We start from the raw sequence: 17785 nt of genomic DNA, 5'->3' as shown, positions 1-17785 counted from the left end.
GGGGGATGGCCACGGGCGTATTCGCTTTCGCCTCGGGCCGTGCGGCTGCATAACCCAAGGAGCGGCGCCGGGCGCGGGGCGCCCCGTGCGGCACCTCTCGCAGTCCACGGCGATTGTCAGGAGCGCTTCACCGCCGCGGGTGATCGGGCTTACGGGGACCCCACTTGGGGACTCCGTCTACCGTTGCGGGTCAGCGCCGGACTTCGACCGGACTTCCCCCGCGGGGCGACTCGCAGCCTAGCGGGTGCCGGACGGCGGGACGGACAGGGGTGTCCCGCCGTGCCGCTGCCGCGCGGGGTGCCGTCCCTGCCTCGCGCGGCCGGCCCGCCGGCCATGAGCCCGTCCCGGGTCTCCCACCGTCCGGCACCGGCGTGGCGCGGATCTGCGGGCGGAGCGGGCCCGGAACGCGGTCAGGCTGTCTCCGGCGCCCTGCCCAGCCACTCGCCGCCGCGCATGATCACCCGGCCCCGCAGCTCCGGCACACCGTGCCAGGCACGCACGGTGGCCGGCGTCACCCGCACGTAGACATGGGGCTTCGTCGCCGCACGCGGGTCCCAGCCGAACCTGTCGGTGAAGGCTTCCGCGGCCTCCTCGGGCACGTCCCGCGAGGCGAAGCACTCCGCCCGCCCCGCGAGCGTCACCACGTCGGCGGTGTCCGGCAGCGCCAGGCGTACCCGCGGATCGGCACGGACGTTGCGTATGGTCACGGACGTCTCCGCCGTGCACACCCACACCGCCCGCCCGTCCCACAGGAACCACAGCGGCACCTGGTGCGGGCCGTGCTCCGGGTGGGCCGTGGACACCCATATGTCCCGTTCGGCGGCAAGCCGTTCGAGGGTGGCCCGGGTACGTCGCGCCGGGCCGCGGCGCCCGCTCTGCGTGATCTCCATGCTCACCGACCCCAGAGGCGGCCCGGCCGCCCCGCATGGGCCATCGGTCCTACGTCCGCGGTCCCGTCGGCACAAGGACGGCGCCGCCGTCCCTCACGCCGTACGTGCCCGGAAGCGCGCCCCGGACACCGCCACCGACACCGTCAGGATGCCCGCGCACCAGCCCAGCGCGAGCCACGGGGTGCTGCCGACGGACAGGCCCAGGAGCAGGCCTGGTCGCGCGCACCTGAGCCCCGGTACGGGCGGCGGGTGGCCGCCCGTACCGGGGCCGGAGGGGTGTCGACTAGCAGCCGTTCGACACCTGGAGGCCCTTGTTCGCGCCCGCCGTCCGGCTCACGGTCGCCGGTACGCAGGCGGCCCCGTCGAGCTGGTAGGCGTACGGGATGCCGATCGTGGTCGTCGACCTGGGGTCCGGTCCTGCGGGCTTGTAGTCGCTGCCGGGCTTCGACCAGGTCACCCTGTCGAAGATGTTCCCGCCGACCTGCCAGTGGCCGACGGTGGTGGTGTAGAAGGTGCCGAGGACGTCCTTGGAGTCCTGGAAGTAGTTGTTCTCCACCTTGGCGCGGGCGCCGGCCCGGGAGTTGATGCCCGAGTCGTTGAGGCGCGTGTAGTGGTTGTTGAACATGTGGGCCGTGCCGCCGCGCAGCAGCGGGGCGCGGGAGTCGATGTTCTCGTACAGGTTGTGGTGGTACGTGATGAAGCCGTTGGACACGTCGGTCTCGCTGGACCCGACGAGACCGCCGCGTCCGGAGTTGCGCAGGGTGCTGTACGAGAGCGTCACGTACTGGGTGTTGTTCTTCATGTCGAAGAGGCCGTCGTAGCCCTCGGACTCGCCGCCCGAGGCCTCCAGCGAGACGTGGTCGACCCAGACGTTGCGGACGTTGCTCTCCATGCCGATGGCGTCGCCGCCGTTGGAGGTGGGGGAGCCCGACTTCTTCACGTTCCGCACGGTCACGTTGCGGATGACGATGTTGCGGGCCTCCCGCAGGTGGATGCCCAGTTGGTCGAAGACGGCGCCGCTGCCGACGCCGAGAATCGTCACGTTGCTGATCTGCTTGAGCTCGATGACGCCGGCGGCGGTGTTGCAGCTCGTGCCGGACACCTTGGCGGTGTTGGCGTGGTTGATGGTGCCCTCGACCTCGATGACGATCGGGGTGCTGCTGCTCGCCCGGCCGCACAGGGCGGCGTGGATCGCCGTCCCGGTCGTGGCGCGTACGGTCTTGCCGCCCGCGCCGCCGGTGGTGCCGCCGTTCTGGGTGGCGTAGCCGGTGGCGCCGCCGGACGCGGCCGACGCGTGGGGGGTGGTCAGGAACAGGCCGGTCGCGACGGTCGCGGCCGTCGTGACCAGGGCTGTACTGAGTCGCAGGGCGACTGCTCGTCTCATTCTCGGCTCCCAATTCTCGGTCCGGCCCGGCGCTTGCCGACGGCGTGGGCGAGGGTGGGTCCCACGCGGTCGGTCGGGGATGCCGGACGGGCCTGATTCCGGGCACGGCGAGGACCGGCCCGATGCGGATGCTCATGTCGATGTGTCGACGTCGGGGACGTGGAGAACCCCCTGACGGGACCGATGGCGCAAGCCGGCGGTGGAAGCGTGGGCGACGCGTGCGCGGCGTCGCTCGTGGGGGCGCGACGACCGTCCCGCCGAACGGTCCCCCGGGGTGGAGCAATGGAGCGGGAAAGCGCTTTCTGCCCGTGACCATAGGGGTGCCCCCGGGGCCTGGCAAGACTCTGCGCGAAACGCGGAACATTGCCCGCCGCCGCGCTGGCGGTCTCCGCCGGCTCGGCTCCCGGCTGTACCCCGGTCCTGCCAAGTCGAAGGCACTGCAACGGAGTTGGCGGACAACGAAACGGGCCACGCACGCTTTCGCATGCGTGGCCCGGTCAGCGGCCGGTGTGTGCGGGTCGTACGGGAAGTCCTAACCCCCCGCGGGGGCGGGGAAGTCCCACACGGCCCGGAGGCCGGGACCGACCACCAGGGCCGAGCGGCCGAGCCGCTCCACGTGCCGGTGCGCGACGGGCCGGTTCAGGGACATGCCGATCTGCCGCAGGCCCGCCTGCTCGCGGGGTACGGCGTCGAGCCGGATGGTGCTGCCGCCGCCCTTCGCGACGACCCCGCCCGCGACGGAACGTACGGAGAACCCGCCCGCGCGCAGCAGCGGCACCGTGTTGGCCAGGTCGCGGGCGGTGACCGCGAGCCGGATCGACGTGATGTCGCGCATCAGGTGCCGGCGATAGTCGTCGGACAGGTAGCGGTCCCTGCCGACGTCGCCGGGAAAGCGGGCGGGGCCGGTCCGGCTGCGCGGGTCGGCGAAGTACTCGGGGCGGTACTCCATGCCCCAGGCGCCGAAGGCGTCGTACTCGCCGGAGGTGAACACGGCGTCGAACCACGGCACCGGGACCCCGTCGCCGAAGTCGCGCGTCTGGGGAAACTCGACGGGGTGCTCGATCCCCTGGCCCCGCAGCCGCCGGATCACCTCCGTCAGCTCTCCCCGCCGTTCCACGGAGAGCGCCAGCCCGCCCGCGCCGAGGGCGCCGTCCTGGCCCGGCAGATCGCCGGCACCGAAGAGTTCGAGGTAGGTTTCGCGGCCCAGCAGATAGCGGCCGGTCCAGGTCCGGCCGCCGGAACCCATGGTTGTACGGACCTGGAAGTTCGCGAACTCCCGCAGATAGGCGGAGTGTTCGATGGCGTCGGCGGTCGCACGGTCGAGGACGCCGTAGGCGTGGTTGTAGTGGAGGAGCTGACGCCCCGTCGGGGGCGGCCCGGCATCGGACGCGGCGGCCGAGGCGCTCGCGTGGACCGCGCCCGCGAGGACGACAGCCAGGGCGACGAAGATGCGCATCACTCGTCGAAGCAACATGCGGCAAGCGTAGGGCGCACCGCGCGGAACGCACAGGGTGCGCACGGTCGTTCACGCGCTCCCGGGACCGGACCCCGGGCCCGCCGTCATGGCCTGCGCACCTCGTAGTGGAAGCAGCCGTACTCCACGGCCCGGACGTGCACCAGCACCACTTCGGGACCGGCGAAGGCCTCGTCGAGGACCCGCTCGAACCCCGCCGTGGCGTCCTCGGGGACCTCGAAACAGCGGCCCCCGACGATGTGCCCCCGCGCGTCGTAGCGCCGCACCGCGCGCAACGCCCCCGGACGCGCGAAGGGGTAGCCCCGACCCGTACGCATCTCCGCGCACGGGTCCGCGTGAATGAACACCGGGCCCGTCTCCTCGTACGCTCCGGGGTCGGCGCCCGCGTCGGCCGCCCAGCGGCGCAGCGGAGCGTAGGAGACGAGGGCGATCCGCTCGCCGGGCTCGACGGCGCGCAGACAGCAGCGCAGCGGACTGCCCACGCTGTCGACGGGCGACCCGTCCTCGCGCGCGGTGAACGGGCGCGGCGCCCGCCCCGCGTCGTCGGCCGTCCGGAGTTCTCCGAGCGTGGCGGGGGAGAGGGGCAGCGGCGTGTACGAAGTCATGGCTCCAGCCTCGCGGGACACGTCGGCGGGCACCGGCGGAATGCGGACGTCGAGGCCGGATGCCCCCACCCCCTGCCCCTCACCTTCCTTGCCCGCTCACGCCGGGCCGCCGCGTCGCGCGGCCGACGGCAAGAGCCCAGGATCCACTCCCGTGCGAAGTCTATGATCGACTCCGGATCGGAGGTTCGGACCATGCTGCACGACCGCTCCCGGCGTTCCCTGCTCACCGCGCTCGCCGTGCTCCCGCTCGCCCCGCTGACCGCCTGTGCGGACCCGCCTGCCCGCCCGGCCGCTCCCACGCCCGCCCCGGATTCCGACCGCCCGGTCGGCCCGTCGTCCTCCCCTGCGCCGACTGCTTCCCCACTCGCGCAACTCGCCGCCTTGGAAAGGAAGTTCGACGCCCGCCTGGGCGTGTATGCCGTCGACACCGGAACGGGCCGGCAGCTCGCGCACCGCGCCGACGAGCGCTTCGCCCACGCCTCCACCTTCAAGGCCCTGGCGGCGGGCGCGGTGCTGGCCAAGTACGAACTCGGCGGCATGGGCCGCAGAGTCACCTACGGCAAGGACCGCCTCGTCCCCCACTCCCCGGTCAGCGAACGGCACGTGGGCTCGGGGATGACCTTGGACGAACTGTGCGACGCGGCCGTCCGCCACAGCGACAACGCGGCCGCCAACCTCCTGCTCGACGCGCTCGGCGGACCGGAAGGACTCCAGGACGCGCTCCGGGCCGTCGGCGACGACGTCACCCGCATCTCGCGCACCGAGCCCGAGCTGAGCCGGTGGTCGCCGGGAGAACTCCGCGACACCAGCACCCCGCGCGCCCTGGCCCGCACCCTGCGCGCGTACGTGCTCGGCGACGCCCTCGGCGCGAACGAGCGCGCCCGGCGCACCAAGTGGCTGCGGACCAACACGACCGGGGACGCCACCATCAGGGCGGGTACGCCCGCGGGCTGGACCGTCGGCGACAAGACCGGCACCGGCAGCGGCTACGGCGCACGCAACGACATCGCCGTACTGTGGCCGCCCGGCGGGGCGGCCCCTCTCGTCCTCGCCGTCCTGACGCGCCGCGCCGAGCAGTCCGCCGCCCACGACGACAGGCTGATCGCCCAGGCGGCGTCGGTGGTGGTGGGCGCGCTCGGATAGGAGAGCGGTGCGAAGCCGCCGCCGCGCCCCCGATCGCCCGCGTCCCGGGCACCCGCGGTCACGTCCCGGACCATCCGCCGTCGCGTCCCCGGTCACCCGGGGATCGCGCCCCGACCTCCCGCCCTCGCACCCCCGACCGCCCGCCCTCGCGTCCCCCGATCACCAGCGGATCGCACAGTCACCCGCGGTGGAAGAGGTCGACGGCGGGCGCGCGCCGTCGACCGTCCCGGGACGCGAGCCGCGGCACCTCCCGCCCCTGCTGACGCCACTGGGACTCCAGGGCGTCGTAGATCGGGCAGGGGGACAGGGGCCGTCCGGCGGACGGCCAGAGTGGCTGCGCCTGCGGCGGGATGGGCCGAGGGTCGTACGCGGGCTGGCTCATGGCTGGCTCAACGATTCTGCTTGCCGTTACGTGGCGGCCCGCCGCCCGGCGGAGGCGTCTTCCGGCCACGAACGGTCACACCCTCACCGTCCCCGGCGGACATCGGCGCCGACGCGATCCGGACGTCTGCCGAGGGTGACGGCGAGTCGCGCGGGCGAGGTGTCGCCGATCCATGCTTCCGCGGCTAACGTGAGTGTTTCCGCGGGTATGGGTGCTCGAACAACCGTACGAGATGCGACAGGGTGCAATTCCCGGTGTGGACGCTCTCGTTCGGGGTACTTGGGCCCCGGTCGCGGCGCGCCTGCCTCCGTACGCGCGCCCGGCCCGTACGCGATCCCCACGGTTCGCGTACGACCGCCCGCATCCGACGACCCGCATCCGACGCGCACACCCGAGGAGCTGAAGGCCGTGACCGACGATTCGCGCATGGGCTCGCCCACCGACGACTCGAACGCCGACCGCCCGGCACTCACCGACCGTCAGGGCCACCCCGTCTACGACAACCAGAACCAGCGCACGGTCGGCGCCCGTGGACCGGCGACTTTGGAGAACTACCACTTCCTGGAGAAGATCAGCCACTTCGACCGCGAGCGCATCCCCGAGCGCGTCGTGCACGCGCGCGGAGTGACCGCCTTCGGCCACTTCGAGGCGTACGGGAAGTGGGGCGACGAGCCCATCAGCCGCTACACCCGCGCCAAGCTGTTCCAGGAGGCCGGCAAGCGGACCGACGTCGCCGTCCGCTTCTCCACCGTGATCGGCGGCCGTGACTCCTCGGAGGCGGCCCGGGACCCGCGCGGTTTCGCCGTGAAGTTCTACACGGAGGACGGCAACTGGGACCTCGTGGGCAACAACCTCGGGGTCTTCTTCATCCGGGACGCGGTGAAGTTCCCCGACGTCATCCACGCGCTGAAGCCGGACCCCGTCTCGCACGAGCAGAAGCCCGCCCGGATCTTCGACTTCATGTCGCAGACGCCCGAGAGCATGCACATGCTGGTCAATCTGTTCAGCCCGCGCGGCATCCCCGCCGACTACCGGCACATGCAGGGCTTCGGTGTGAACACCTACAAGTGGGTCAACGAGGCGGGCGGCACCGTCCTCGTGAAGTACCACTGGATGCCCAAGCAGGGCGTGCGCAGCATGACCGAGGAGGACGCCGCCAATGTGCAGGCGGGCGAACTCGGCCACGCCACCAAGGACTTGTACGAGGCGATCCGCGGCGGCGACCACCCCGAGTGGGAGCTGCTCGTGCAGGTCATGGAGGACGGCGAGCACCCGGAGCTGGACTTCGACCCGCTCGACGACACCAAGACGTGGCCCGAGCAGGAGTTCCCGCCCAAGCCGGTCGGCCGCATGGTGCTGGACCGCACCGTCGACAACTACTTCGCCGAGAACGAGCAGATCGCCTTCGGTACGGGCGTACTCGTCGACGGACTCGACTTCTCCGACGACAAGATGCTCGTCGGCCGGACCTTCTCCTACAGCGACACCCAGCGCTACCGGGTCGGCCCGAACTACCTGCAGCTCCCCGTCAACCAGGCCAAGAACGCGGACGTGCGCACCAATCAGCGCGACGGCGCGATGGCCTACGACAACGGGGCCAGGAACGCGAACCCCGAGGTCAACTACGAACCCTCGATCACCGGCGGCCTGCGCGAGGCCCCGTACCCGGGACACGACGAACAGGGCCCGGAGATCCAGGGCCGTCTCACCCGCAAGCGGATCCCGCGCACCAACGACTACCTCCAGGCCGGTCAGCGCTACCTGCTCCTGGAGGACTGGGAGCGCGACGACCTGGTGCACAACTTCGTCACCCTGATCTCCCAGTGCGACCGCCCGGTCCAGGAGCGCATGGTGTGGCACTTCCTGCTGGTCGAGAACGACCTGGGCCTGCGGGTCGGCGAGGGCCTCGGCATCAGCCCCTCCGACGTGAGTCACCTCGGTCCGCTCGACGGGCAGACCCTCACGGACGAGGACCGCAAGAGGCTGGACAACCTCGGCGACAACCCGCCGCGCGATGTCTCCGGCCTGACGATGACGCACTGCGTGCCGGACACCCGGCACGTCGTCTCCCGCTGAGGCGACCGGGCCCGGGAGAGGAGCGCGCGCCCTCTCCCGGGCCCGGTGCCGCCCGGCCACGGGCGGCCGATGTCGCCGTCGTCCGCCGTCCCGTGACGAGAGCGCCCGGCGGGATGATTGGCTGTGCTCCATGGACCGCTCCCACGCCGCGCCCCCCTTCGACCCCGAACTCGCCGCCGCGCTGCGGGCACGGCGGTGGAAGCCCCGGGAACCGATCACCCCGGAGAACCTGGTGGCCCGCCAGGAGCAGGACGCCACCGCACGGCCCCGTCCGACGCTGCGGGACCTGCGCGCCGACGGCCGTTTCGAGGTGACCGAACTGTCCGTACCGGGGCCGCAGGGCGCACCGGACGTCACGCTCGTGAGCGCGCGCCCTGCCGGGCTGGCCGGGCCGCTGCCGCTGCTGTACTACCTGCACGGCGGCGCCATGATCATGGGCAATGCCCGGTCCGTGCTGCCGCGCGTCCTGCGGGAGTGGGCGGAGCCGCTGGGGCTGGCCGTCCTCTCCGTGGAGTACCGGCTCGCCCCCGCATCGCCGTACCCCGGCGCCCTGGAGGACTGCTGCGCCGGACTCGTCTGGGCGGCGGGACACGCGGCCGAACTGGGCATCGACGCGGACCGCATCGTCGTCGGCGGCAAGAGCGCCGGCGGCGGACTCGCCGCCGCCCTCGCCCTGCTGACCCGCGACCGGGGCGGCCCCCGGCCCCTGGGCCAGATCCTTCTCTGCCCCATGCTCGACGACCGGCACCCCACCTTCTCCGGCCGTCAGTTGTCGGGCATCGACGTCCGGGACCTCGCCTCCCACGCCACCGCCTGGAAGGCGCTGCTCGGCGACCTGCACGGCTCCCCGGACGTGCCCGCTTACGCGGCCCCCGCCCGCGCCACCGACCTCGCCGGACTGCCCCCGGCCTACCTCGACGTGGGATCGGCCGACATGCTGCGGGACGAGGGCGTGGCGTACGCGAACGCGATCTGGCGGTCGGGCGGGCAGGCCGAGCTGCACGTGTGGCCCGGCGGCTGCCACGGCTTCGACAGCCTCGCCCCGCACGCCGCCCTCACCCGGGACGCGCGTCGCGCCCGTACGGGCTGGCTCCGCCGCCTTCTGGGCGACCCGCCGATTGGAACCGACGGCTGAGGGGACCTTTCTGGGAACCCAACCATCCGTCCGGTCCCTCCGGGGGCCGGCGAAGCGTTCCGAGGGACCCCACATGACCGACCCCCGCACCTCCACCCCCTCCACCGCCCCCGCTCCCGTCGCCGTCGTCACCGGCGCGGACTCCGGCATCGGCCGGGCCACGGCCGTACGTCTCGCCGAGGCCGGGATGGACATCGGGATCACCTGGCACAGCGACCGGGAAGGCGCCGAGCGGACGGCGGCGGAGGTCGGCGAGCACGGACGGCGGGCGGCCGTCGCACAGATGGACCTCAGCCGGCTTCCCGACGCCGCACGGGTGATCGACACACTCGCCGACCAGCTCGGCCGGATCGACGTCCTGGTCAACAACGCGGGCACCGGGACCTCGACCCCGTTCCTCGACCTCGGGCACGACGAGGTACGACGCGTGGTGGACGTCGACCTCATCGGTCCGTTCCTGTGCGGCCAGCACGCCGCCCGCCGCATGATCGAGCAGGGCGGTGGCGGCCGCATCGTCAACGTGACGTCGGTGCACGAACACCAGCCGCGGGTGGGCGCGGCCCCCTACTGCGCGGCCAAGGGCGGGCTCGGCCTGCTGACCCAGGTGATGGCCCTGGAGCTGGCCGAACACGGCATCACCGTCAACTCCGTGGCCCCCGGCGAGATCGCCACGCCCATGACGGGGCAGGACGAGAACGACGTACGCACCGCCGACCGCCCCGGCATCCCGCTGGGCCGCCCCGGCGACGCCCGGGAGATCGCCGCCGTCATCGCGTTCCTGGCAGGCCCCGACGCCTCGTACGTCACCGGCGCCTCCTGGGTCGCGGACGGGGGCATGACCCGGATGGGCCCCCAGGCGGGTTCCCACCTGCGGAGCGACGACTGGCGGCGGCCGTGAGCCGCTCCACAGCCGATGGGCACACATAACAGGCGCAGTCGGGGGAACCCGACGCACATGGCACTCATCAGGAGGATTGCAAGGCCCTTGCTGGCCTCGACGTTCATCAGCGGCGGTTACAGCACCCTGCGGCACCCGGAGCCGGTGGCTCCGGCCGCCGAGCAGGTGGCCGTACCCCTGGCGCAGCGCATTCCCAAGCTTCCGACCGATCCCGAGCAGCTCGTGCGGATCAACGGCGCGGTGCAGGTCGGCGCCGGTGCTCTGCTCGCCCTGGGGCGCTTCCCCCGGTTCGCGGCGCTCGCACTGGCCGGGACGCTGGTGCCCACCACGCTGGCCGGGCACCGGTACTGGGAGGAGAAGGACCCCGAGGCGCGGCAGGAGCAGCGCGTCCAGTTCTTCAAGAACCTCTCCCTGCTCGGTGGTCTGCTCATCACGGCCGCCGACACCCACGGCAAGCCGTCGGCGGCCTGGCGGGTGCGGAACTCGGCGACGACCGCCCGCAAGACGTCGGCGGCAGCCCGGAAGTCGGCCTCCGCCGGCCGGCGCGCCGGCCGGGTCTCGGCGCGCAACGCGGGGCAGCGGGCCGAACTGGCGCGGCTGCGGTCCGCGAACAACGCCCGCAAGCACGCCAGGACCGCGACCAAGTCCGCCCGGAAGCGGTTCGCCGCCAGCTGAGACAGCCCCGGCGGCCTTGTGAGCGACGGGGGCCGCGCATCCCGCCGCTTTGCTGAGTTCTTCTCGAAGGCGCGGGAGACGAGCGGGAGGCCAGGGGACGCCCCTTGGTCTCCCGTTCCTGGTCTCCCGTTCCGCCATGAGCTGCCCCGTGGCGGGGTGGCGGCCTCGTCCGCCGCGGCCCGCCTGCCGGGCGACAGCCTCGTCCGCGGCCCGCCGGGTGGCGGCTCGTCCGCGGCCCGCCCGCCGGGTGACGGCTCGCGGCCGCATCCCGTACGACCACTTTGTTCGCCCGTACGTACCCCCGCCCCGCCCCCGTGACCGAAATCCCGCGTTCTTTGTCACGCGGGTGACTGTTCCTTCGCGCCCGCTTGGTCCACCGTGGTCACTCCTGTTCCGTTCGGGGGGAGCGACCCGCAGTGAGGCCCAGACGTTTACCGGCGACGGTCGGAGCGCTCGTCGCGTGCGCGCTGGTGTGGATCACGGGCTGCGGCGAGCTGCCCGATCCGGCCGAGCCGCCCGACGGGTTCGATCCCCCCGCGGCAGCCGCGCCCCGCCCGGGCGGCACCGCCACGGGTGCCGCCCGGCCTTCTGAGGAGTCGGCTCCCGCGAGGTCCAAGAAGGAGCCCCGGTCACCCGCGAGGACGTCGCCCTCCGACGTGCCGCCGCCGCAGGGAGAGCGGCCCTCGGTGCTGTACCTGGGGGACTCGCTCGGTATGGAGACCCAGACCGTGCTCCGGGAGCGCATCGAGTCCGACGGGCGGGCGAAGGTGCACAGCGCCCCCTATTCCGGCACCACCCTCTGCGACTACCTCACCGACCGCGCCGCGGGGTCCCTCATCCTCCCGAAGAACAAGGCCGCGACCCTGGTGCGCGCACACCGGCCCCGCGTCGTCGTCCTCCAGTTCTGGGGGAACTCCTGGGGTTATACACCGTGCATGGACAACCTCGTGCAGGGCAGCGACCGTTACTTCACGCGGTACGCGAAGGACGCCGAGGCCCTCACGGACCAGATCGCCTCGGCCGCACGCTCGGCGGGAATCCCCCGGCCCCGGATCGTCTGGGTGCTCCAGGGCCCCGACGCCTTCTCGACCGACCGCACGCGCCGGGTCAACGACCTCTACCGGGCCCGGGCGGCGGCCTCGGGCGACCTCCTCGCCGACGCGGGCCGCGCGGTGAGCCCGGACGGCGGACGCTACGAGTGGCGGGAGCGCCTGCCCTGCAACGCCGCGGAGCGCGCCCGGCCGGGCTTCTGCCGCGACGGCATGGCCGCCATGCACCGGCACGACGACCCGCTGCACTTCTGCATGGCCCCGACGACTTCCACCCCCAAACCCTGCCCGGCCGCCTCACCGGGCATCGTGCGCTACACCGACGCCATCGCCTCCGTCGTCGACCGGTACCTGCGCGGCACCGGTTGAGGGCCGGTGTGCGACGACCGGGCCGACCACGAGGAGCTGGGCGAAGGCGAGCACGAGGAGGACCCCGGCCGGAACGCCCCACAGCCCACCGACCCCCGCACGCGTCAGCAACTGGGTGGCCACCACGGGAGCGGCGACGGTCGCGACGCCCCAACTGACGCCGTACGACGCGAGATAGCGGTCCGCGCCGCCCGGCGGCGCCAGCCCTGCCACCACCCCGAGGACGCGGCCCAGGACGATCGCCTCGCCCAGGCTCCACACGGCGGTGGCGAGCACGAACTGCGGCAGGGTGGCCGCGACCGCGTACCAGGACAGGCCCGCGGCCATCACGAGATAGGCCAGCGCGAGGGACGGGGAGTCGCGGAGCGAGGCGAACAGGCGCAGTCGGAGCAGCGGTTGGGCAGCGACGACGGTCAGCGCCGACGTGGTGAACAGCAGTCCGGCGTCCGCCGGCTCGAAGCCGCGCCGCTCCAGGGCCAGCGGCAGCGCCATCATGATCTGCATCGCGATCAGGGCGAAGACCGTACCCGGCAGGAACATCGCCCACAGGGCCCGGTCCCGCCACGGCCGCACAGGGCCGGCGGGGCGACGGCCGCCGGGCTTCGCCGGGGGCCGGTCGGCGGGCAGCACCAGACGCATCATCAGCGCACAGGCCAGGCAGGAGAGCGCGTCCACCACGAACAGCCACCGCAGGTCCCACCGCCCGACGCCCGCCGCGATCAGCCCGGCGCCCGTCCCGCCGAGCGCGAGTCCGGCGTTGAGCAGGCCGTACGCCCGCACCCGGTCGGCCGGGCCGACGGCGTCGGCGATCAGCCCCTGGCTCGGCGGCTCGTACAACTCGAAGACCAGTCCGAGCAGTACGGCGAACACCGCCACCGCGAGCAGCGAACCGGCGGCGGCGATGCCCAGCTGGGCGAGGCCGCAGCCGGTCAGCCCCAGCACGATGGTGCGCCGGCGCCCCAGCCGGACCGCCAGCCGGCCGCCCGCCAGCCGGGAGGGGATCGTGGCGAGCCCGAACGCCGCCGACAGCAGGCCCGCCGTGGCGGTGCTCGCCCCGAACTCCGTGCTGATCAGGACGGTCAGGAACGGCAGCGAGAACGCCCCGATCCGGTTGACCGCCCGCGCCACCACCAGCAGCCAGACAATTCTCGGCATGTCGCCCCCTCGGACGCCCCGTGGGCCACCCCCACGATGCATCACTGTCGAACCGGGTATCGTCGGTTACGAAACCCAGGCCTGGAACCTAAACCCGAAGGAGTAACCGGTCAAGTGATGTTCGACAGTCACGTGGTGGTGCGGCTGGAACACGCCGTGTCCCTCGTGAACGCGCTCACCGACGGCGAGGCCCACGGCCGCCCCCGCACCGCCCCCGCCGGAGCCGCTCTGTGGGCCGCCGTCGCCGAGGCCGTCCCGGACGACGCCTCGTCCGCGCTTCCGCGCACCCCCGACCCCGCCGAGGCGGCCCACCTCGCGGACACGGCACGCCGCATGCGCGAGGCCATCGAGGCGGTACACGACGGGCACGTCGACCTCGCGGCCGAAACCGTCAACCACCTGCTGCGCACCGCCGGTGCCCGCCCGCAGCTCGACCGGGCCGAGGACGGAAGCTGGCGGCTGCACTTCCACGGCCCCGGCGACTCCTTCGCCTCGGGCGTCGCCGCGAGCTGCGCCACCGCCCTGGCCCTGACGCTCGGCGGCGGCCTCGAAGGGCGCCTCGGCGTGTGCCGAGCCACCCGCTGCGACCGCGTCTACGCCGACACCTCCCGCAACGCCGCCCGCCAGTTCTGCTCCACCGCCTGCCAGAACCGCATGAAAGCGGCTGCCTTCCGCGCCCGCAGGAACGCACACTCCGCCGGACGAGAGGACCTCCGATGACCGCCACCCTCAGCTTCGAGGGCGCCGAGAGCGCGCCGGACCAACTGGAGCGCCGGGCAGATAAGTTGGCCGGAGGCCTGCGCGAACTGGGGCTGCGGGCGGGAGACGTGGTCGCCGTGCTGCTGCGCAACGACCCGGTGTACGTCGACATCATGCTGGCCTGCCGGCTCGGAGGGTTCCAGTTCTGCCCGCTCAACTGGCACTTCACCCCTTCCGAACTCGCCCACATCGTCGAGGACTGCGGCGCGGAAGCCGTGATCGGCCACGCCGACCTGCTCGAAGCGGCACGCACGGCGCTCCCCGGCGCGCTCACCGTTCTCGCCGTCCCGCACGGCGGGAGCGGCGCCTCGGGGGACGGAACCGGGGGGCGGGCCCTCTCCCAGGAGGGCGGGGGCGCCCTTCCGCACGATCAGGGACAGGCGCTCCCGTACGGCCTCGGGCAGGCGCTCCCGTACGAGAGCTGGTTGGAGCAACAGGAGCCCTACCGCGGCCCGTTGGTGTCCCCGGGCGGGCACATGGTCTACACCTCCGGGACCACCGGCCGCCCCAAGGGCGTCGTCCGTACGCCCGTGCCGGTGGCGGAGATCGACGCCTTCCGCACCCGTATGCTCGCCGTCATCGAGCAGGTCTACGGGCTGCGGGCCGGCTGCCGGGCCCTGATGACGGCGCCGCTCTACCACAGCGCGCCGAGCATGTACGCCCAGTACGGGGCCCTGGTCGCCGACCTGCTCGTCATTGCGCCGCGCTTCGACGCCGAACAGACCCTCGCCCTCGTCGAACGGCACCGCATCGACAGCCTGTACTGCGTACCGACCATGTACGTAAGGCTGTTGAAGCTCCCGCGCGAGGTACGTGAGCGGTACGACCTGTCCTCGCTGCGCTTCGTCGGCTCCACCGGCGCGCCCTGCGCCCCCGAGGTGAAGAAGGCCCTGATCGACTGGCTCGGGCCGATCGTGCACGAGACGTACGCCTCCAGCGAGACCGGCTACATCACGCTCATCGACTCGGCCGAGGCCCTCGCCCGGCCCGGCAGCGTCGGGCGGCCCCTCGGTGACGCGCAGATCCGCGTCGTCGGCGACGACGGCAAGGAGTGCGCCCCCGGCGAGGCCGGAATCCTGTACGTGCGCCAGCCCGCGCACACCGACTTCACCTACCGGGGGCGGCCCGAGGCACGCGAGGAGGTCGGCCTCGACGGACTCGTCTCGGTGGGGGACATCGGGTACCTCGACGAGGACGGCTACCTCTACGTCTGCGACCGCGCCGTCGACATGGTCATCTCCGGGGGCGTCAACATCTACCCGGCGGAGATCGAGGCCGCGCTCCTCACCCTCCCCGGGGTGCTCGACTGCGCCGTGTTCGGCGTGCCGGACCCCGAGTTCGGCGAGCGGCTGCACGCCCTCGTACTCCCCGAGCCGGGAGCCGCTCCCGACCCGGCACAGCTGCGGGACGCGCTGCGCGCCACCCTGGCCGGGTTCAAGATCCCCCGCGGCATCGACCTCGTCACCGACCTGCCGCGCGACCCCAACGGCAAGCTCGCCAAGCACCGCATCCGGTCCCGGTACCTGGAGGAGGTGCCGGGGCGCCCCTGAGGTGTCCAGGGGCGCCCACGGGCCTACGCGGGCCGGTCGGCCGGGTCCCCGCCCCCGGTGCGGCTCAGCACCCCGGGCCACCATGCCTTCCGTCCGATGTCCCGCACGAGCGCCGGTACCAGCAGCGAGCGCACGACGAGCGTGTCGAGCAGCACGCCGAACGCCACGATGAACGCGATCTGCAGGAGGAACGCCAGCGGAATCACGCCCAGGGCCGCGAACGTGGCGGCCAGGACCACGCCCGCCGAGGTGATGACGCCGCCGGTCGCGGTCAGCCCGCGCCGTACGCCCTCACGCACCCCGTGGGTCAGGGACTCCTCCCTGACCCGCGACATCAGGAAGATGTTGTAGTCCACGCCGAGCGCCACCAGGAACACGAAACCGTACAGCGGTACGGAGGAATCGGTGCCGCTCATGCCGAAGACGTACTTGAAGACCAGCGCCGAAACACCCAGCGTGGCAACGAAGTTGAGGGCCACGGTGACCACCAGCAGCACCGGCATCACCAGCGAGCGCAGCAGCAGCGCCAGGATGACCAGGATGATCGCGAGAACCACCGGCACGATCACCGCGCGGTCGTCCGCCGCGGTCTGCTGGGTGTCGTACTGCTGTGCCGTGTAGCCGCCGACGAGTGCGTCCGCGCCGGGCACGGCGTGCACCGCGTCCCGCAGCCGGGCCACCGTGTCCTTCGCGGCGTCGCTGTCGGCGGCGTCCGCCAGGGTTGCGTCGATGCGCACCCGGCCGTCCACGACCAACGGCGGGCCGCCGCCGGGCCGGCCGGACGCGGTGACGGTCTCGGCGCCCGCCACGCCCTCGGTCCGCTCGGCGGCCTGCCGTACCGCGTCGGCCTGCGGTGCGCCGGCGACGATCACCGCGGGGTTGCCCGAACCGCCGGGGAAGTGCTCGCCGAGGGTCTGCTGCGCGGAGACCGACGGCGCGTCGTTCACGAAGATCTCGTCCAGCGGCACACCTCGCGACGTCAGCATGGGGGCGAACGCCGCGCAGGCGAGCAGCCCGGCGAGGGACAGTGCCCACACCTTGCGCGGCGCACGGTCGACGAGGTCGGCGACCCGCTGCCACAGTCCGTGCGCGCCCCGCCCCTTCGCGTCGCCCTCGGCGACCGGCTTCGGGCGGGCCGGCCAGTACGCCGCCCGGCCCAGCAGCGCCAGTACGGCGGGCAGGAAGGTGAGCGCACTGAGTACCGCGCACACGATGCCGATCGCGCCGACCGGCCCCAGCGCGCGGTTGTTGGTCAGGTCGCTGAGCAGCAGGGCGAGCAGGCCGAGCGCCACGGTCGCCGCACTGGCCGTCACCGGCCCCACCGTCTGCCGCCAGGCGGCCCGTACGGCGGTGAAACGGTCGTGGCCGGCGCTCAGCTCCTCCCGGAAGCGCGCGGTCAGCAGCAGCGCGTAGTCCGTCGCCGCGCCGATCACCAGGATCGACAGGATGCCCTGCACCTGCCCGTCCACCCGGACCACGTCGTTGTCCGCCAGCACGTAGACCACCGCGCTCGCCAGTCCGAGCGCGAAGACCGCACCGACGATGATGATCAGCGGCAGCAGCACGCTGCGGTACACGAGCAGCAGGATGAGCAGGACGGCGAGCAGCGCGACGCCCAGGAGCAGCCCGTCGATCCCGGCGAACGCGTCCTTGAGGTCGGCCTGACTGGCCGCGGGTCCCGCCACCTGCACGGTGGTGCCCGGGACCTGACCGGCGGTCTCCTTGATCCGGTCGAGGGTCGGCGTCAGTTCCTCACCCAGGTCGGGGCTCAGCTGCACGACGCCCTGCAGTGCCTGTCCGTCCTCGGAGGGGAAGGCGGGCGAGGCGGCCCCGACGATGCCCTCGAAGCCCTTCAGGGACGCCAGCGCCTTTGTGGCGGCGCCCTGCTCTTCTTCGCCGAGTGTGCCGCCGTCCTCGCCCCCGGCGGTCCACACGACGATGCCGGGCAGCGTCTCGTCCTGCCGGAACGCCTTCTGGGCCTCGATCACCTGCGTCGACTCGGCGTTCTGCGGGAGGAACGCCGCCTGGTCGTTGGTGGCGACCTGGCCCAGTTTCCCGGCATACGGGCCGAGACCGCCGCCGACGCCCAGCCAGACGACGAGCAGAACGAGGGGGATGAGCCAGCGTGCGGAACGTGCGGGGGTAGACATCGTGCTCCCGGTGCCACGGAGTTGTTTCAAGGAATAACAATCTCAATGATTGAAATATATCAGTGCCCTGTCCGGCCCCGCCCATGCGTCC

14 protein-coding genes and 1 pseudogene are annotated in these 17785 nt (G+C 72.9%); 8 read left to right on the top strand and 7 right to left on the bottom strand.

What is annotated here, in order from left to right; translation table 11 throughout:
- Positions 1-410: 410 nt before the first annotated feature.
- From HNQ79_RS28730 to HNQ79_RS28715, 4 genes and pseudogenes are all read right to left on the bottom strand, one after another.
- Entirely contained in the window at positions 411-890 is a 480-nt protein-coding gene (locus HNQ79_RS28730; protein ID WP_185035824.1) for a pyridoxamine 5'-phosphate oxidase family protein, read from the bottom strand.
- 289 nt (positions 891-1179) lie between these two features.
- A pseudogene (locus HNQ79_RS28725) lies at positions 1180-2274 on the bottom strand (pectate lyase family protein); the annotation flags it as partial.
- A 532-nt stretch (positions 2275-2806) separates the two neighbouring features.
- A complete protein-coding gene (locus tag HNQ79_RS28720; protein ID WP_229923371.1) occupies positions 2807-3748 on the bottom strand; it encodes a DUF5829 family protein in 942 nt (313 codons plus the stop codon).
- Between the two features lie 86 nt (positions 3749-3834).
- Positions 3835-4353, bottom strand: a complete 519-nt coding sequence (locus HNQ79_RS28715) for a DUF1203 domain-containing protein (protein WP_185035820.1) — start codon at positions 4351-4353, stop codon at positions 3835-3837.
- 192 nt (positions 4354-4545) lie between these two features.
- Here HNQ79_RS28715 and bla point away from each other — a divergent pair, with 192 nt between their 5' ends.
- Complete coding sequence (gene bla, locus HNQ79_RS28710; RefSeq protein WP_185035818.1) at positions 4546-5496, top strand: class A beta-lactamase; 951 nt, start codon at positions 4546-4548, stop codon at positions 5494-5496.
- A 178-nt stretch (positions 5497-5674) separates the two neighbouring features.
- Here bla and HNQ79_RS28705 read toward each other — a convergent pair whose 3' ends face one another.
- Complete coding sequence (locus HNQ79_RS28705; protein WP_185035816.1) at positions 5675-5878, bottom strand: hypothetical protein; 204 nt, start codon at positions 5876-5878, stop codon at positions 5675-5677.
- Positions 5879-6304: 426 nt separating this feature from the next.
- Between HNQ79_RS28705 and HNQ79_RS28700 the strand changes: the two genes are divergently transcribed.
- The 5 genes from HNQ79_RS28700 to HNQ79_RS28680 all read left to right on the top strand — a co-directional run bounded on the left by HNQ79_RS28700 (position 6305) and on the right by HNQ79_RS28680 (position 12080).
- Positions 6305-7954, top strand: a complete 1650-nt coding sequence (locus tag HNQ79_RS28700; protein WP_185035886.1) for a catalase — start codon at positions 6305-6307, stop codon at positions 7952-7954.
- 130 nt (positions 7955-8084) lie between these two features.
- The gene (locus tag HNQ79_RS28695) at positions 8085-9089 is read left to right on the top strand and encodes an alpha/beta hydrolase (protein ID WP_185035814.1); all 1005 of its coding nucleotides are present in this window, start codon (positions 8085-8087) and stop codon (positions 9087-9089) included.
- Between the two features lie 73 nt (positions 9090-9162).
- Positions 9163-9987 carry an SDR family oxidoreductase gene (locus tag HNQ79_RS28690; protein ID WP_185035812.1) on the top strand — a complete coding sequence of 275 codons (825 nt, stop codon included), beginning with the start codon at positions 9163-9165 and terminating at the stop codon, positions 9985-9987.
- 87 nt (positions 9988-10074) lie between these two features.
- Positions 10075-10662 (top strand): DoxX family protein, encoded by a 588-nt coding sequence (locus HNQ79_RS28685; protein ID WP_260421843.1) that lies wholly within the window; start codon positions 10075-10077, stop codon positions 10660-10662.
- A gap of 416 nt (positions 10663-11078) precedes the next feature.
- Complete coding sequence (locus tag HNQ79_RS28680) at positions 11079-12080, top strand: SGNH/GDSL hydrolase family protein (RefSeq protein WP_229923372.1); 1002 nt, start codon at positions 11079-11081, stop codon at positions 12078-12080.
- On the opposite strand, the gene HNQ79_RS28675 is transcribed toward HNQ79_RS28680, so the two are convergent.
- Positions 12009-13235, bottom strand: coding sequence for an MFS transporter (locus tag HNQ79_RS28675; protein WP_185035809.1), 1227 nt, complete (start codon positions 13233-13235; stop codon positions 12009-12011). The genes HNQ79_RS28680 and HNQ79_RS28675 overlap by 72 nt on opposite strands.
- Before the next feature lie 117 nt (positions 13236-13352).
- Between HNQ79_RS28675 and HNQ79_RS28670 the strand changes: the two genes are divergently transcribed.
- The gene (locus HNQ79_RS28670) at positions 13353-13955 is read left to right on the top strand and encodes a CGNR zinc finger domain-containing protein (RefSeq protein WP_185035807.1); all 603 of its coding nucleotides are present in this window, start codon (positions 13353-13355) and stop codon (positions 13953-13955) included.
- Entirely contained in the window at positions 13952-15544 is a 1593-nt protein-coding gene (locus tag HNQ79_RS28665; RefSeq protein WP_185035805.1) for an AMP-binding protein, read from the top strand. The genes HNQ79_RS28670 and HNQ79_RS28665 overlap by 4 nt, the downstream gene beginning before the upstream one ends.
- A gap of 23 nt (positions 15545-15567) precedes the next feature.
- On the opposite strand, the gene HNQ79_RS28660 is transcribed toward HNQ79_RS28665, so the two are convergent.
- The gene (locus tag HNQ79_RS28660) at positions 15568-17694 is read right to left on the bottom strand and encodes an MMPL family transporter (RefSeq protein ID WP_185035803.1); all 2127 of its coding nucleotides are present in this window, start codon (positions 17692-17694) and stop codon (positions 15568-15570) included.
- Positions 17695-17785: the final 91 nt, after the last annotated feature.

Origin of the sequence: Streptomyces candidus, assembly GCF_014207445.1 — a bacterium.
In the GTDB taxonomy this organism is placed as follows: domain Bacteria; phylum Actinomycetota; class Actinomycetes; order Streptomycetales; family Streptomycetaceae; genus Streptomyces; species Streptomyces candidus.
This window is presented reverse-complemented; position numbering and strand designations above follow the sequence as displayed.

Excerpts from the sequence above, each read along its gene's own strand:
- HNQ79_RS28730 (WP_185035824.1), bottom strand. The coding sequence starts at position 890 with ATGGAGATCACGCAGAGCGGGCGCCGCGGCCCGGCGCGACGTACCCGG.
- HNQ79_RS28720 (WP_229923371.1), bottom strand. The coding sequence starts at position 3,748 with ATGTTGCTTCGACGAGTGATGCGCATCTTCGTCGCCCTGGCTGTCGTC.
- HNQ79_RS28715 (WP_185035820.1), bottom strand. The coding sequence starts at position 4,353 with ATGACTTCGTACACGCCGCTGCCCCTCTCCCCCGCCACGCTCGGAGAA.
- bla (WP_185035818.1), top strand. The coding sequence starts at position 4,546 with ATGCTGCACGACCGCTCCCGGCGTTCCCTGCTCACCGCGCTCGCCGTG.
- HNQ79_RS28705 (WP_185035816.1), bottom strand. The coding sequence starts at position 5,878 with ATGAGCCAGCCCGCGTACGACCCTCGGCCCATCCCGCCGCAGGCGCAG.
- HNQ79_RS28700 (WP_185035886.1), top strand. The coding sequence starts at position 6,305 with ATGGGCTCGCCCACCGACGACTCGAACGCCGACCGCCCGGCACTCACC.
- HNQ79_RS28695 (WP_185035814.1), top strand. The coding sequence starts at position 8,085 with ATGGACCGCTCCCACGCCGCGCCCCCCTTCGACCCCGAACTCGCCGCC.
- HNQ79_RS28690 (WP_185035812.1), top strand. The coding sequence starts at position 9,163 with ATGACCGACCCCCGCACCTCCACCCCCTCCACCGCCCCCGCTCCCGTC.
- HNQ79_RS28675 (WP_185035809.1), bottom strand. The coding sequence starts at position 13,235 with ATGCCGAGAATTGTCTGGCTGCTGGTGGTGGCGCGGGCGGTCAACCGG.
- HNQ79_RS28670 (WP_185035807.1), top strand. The coding sequence starts at position 13,353 with ATGTTCGACAGTCACGTGGTGGTGCGGCTGGAACACGCCGTGTCCCTC.
- HNQ79_RS28665 (WP_185035805.1), top strand. The coding sequence starts at position 13,952 with ATGACCGCCACCCTCAGCTTCGAGGGCGCCGAGAGCGCGCCGGACCAA.
- HNQ79_RS28660 (WP_185035803.1), bottom strand. The coding sequence starts at position 17,694 with ATGTCTACCCCCGCACGTTCCGCACGCTGGCTCATCCCCCTCGTTCTG.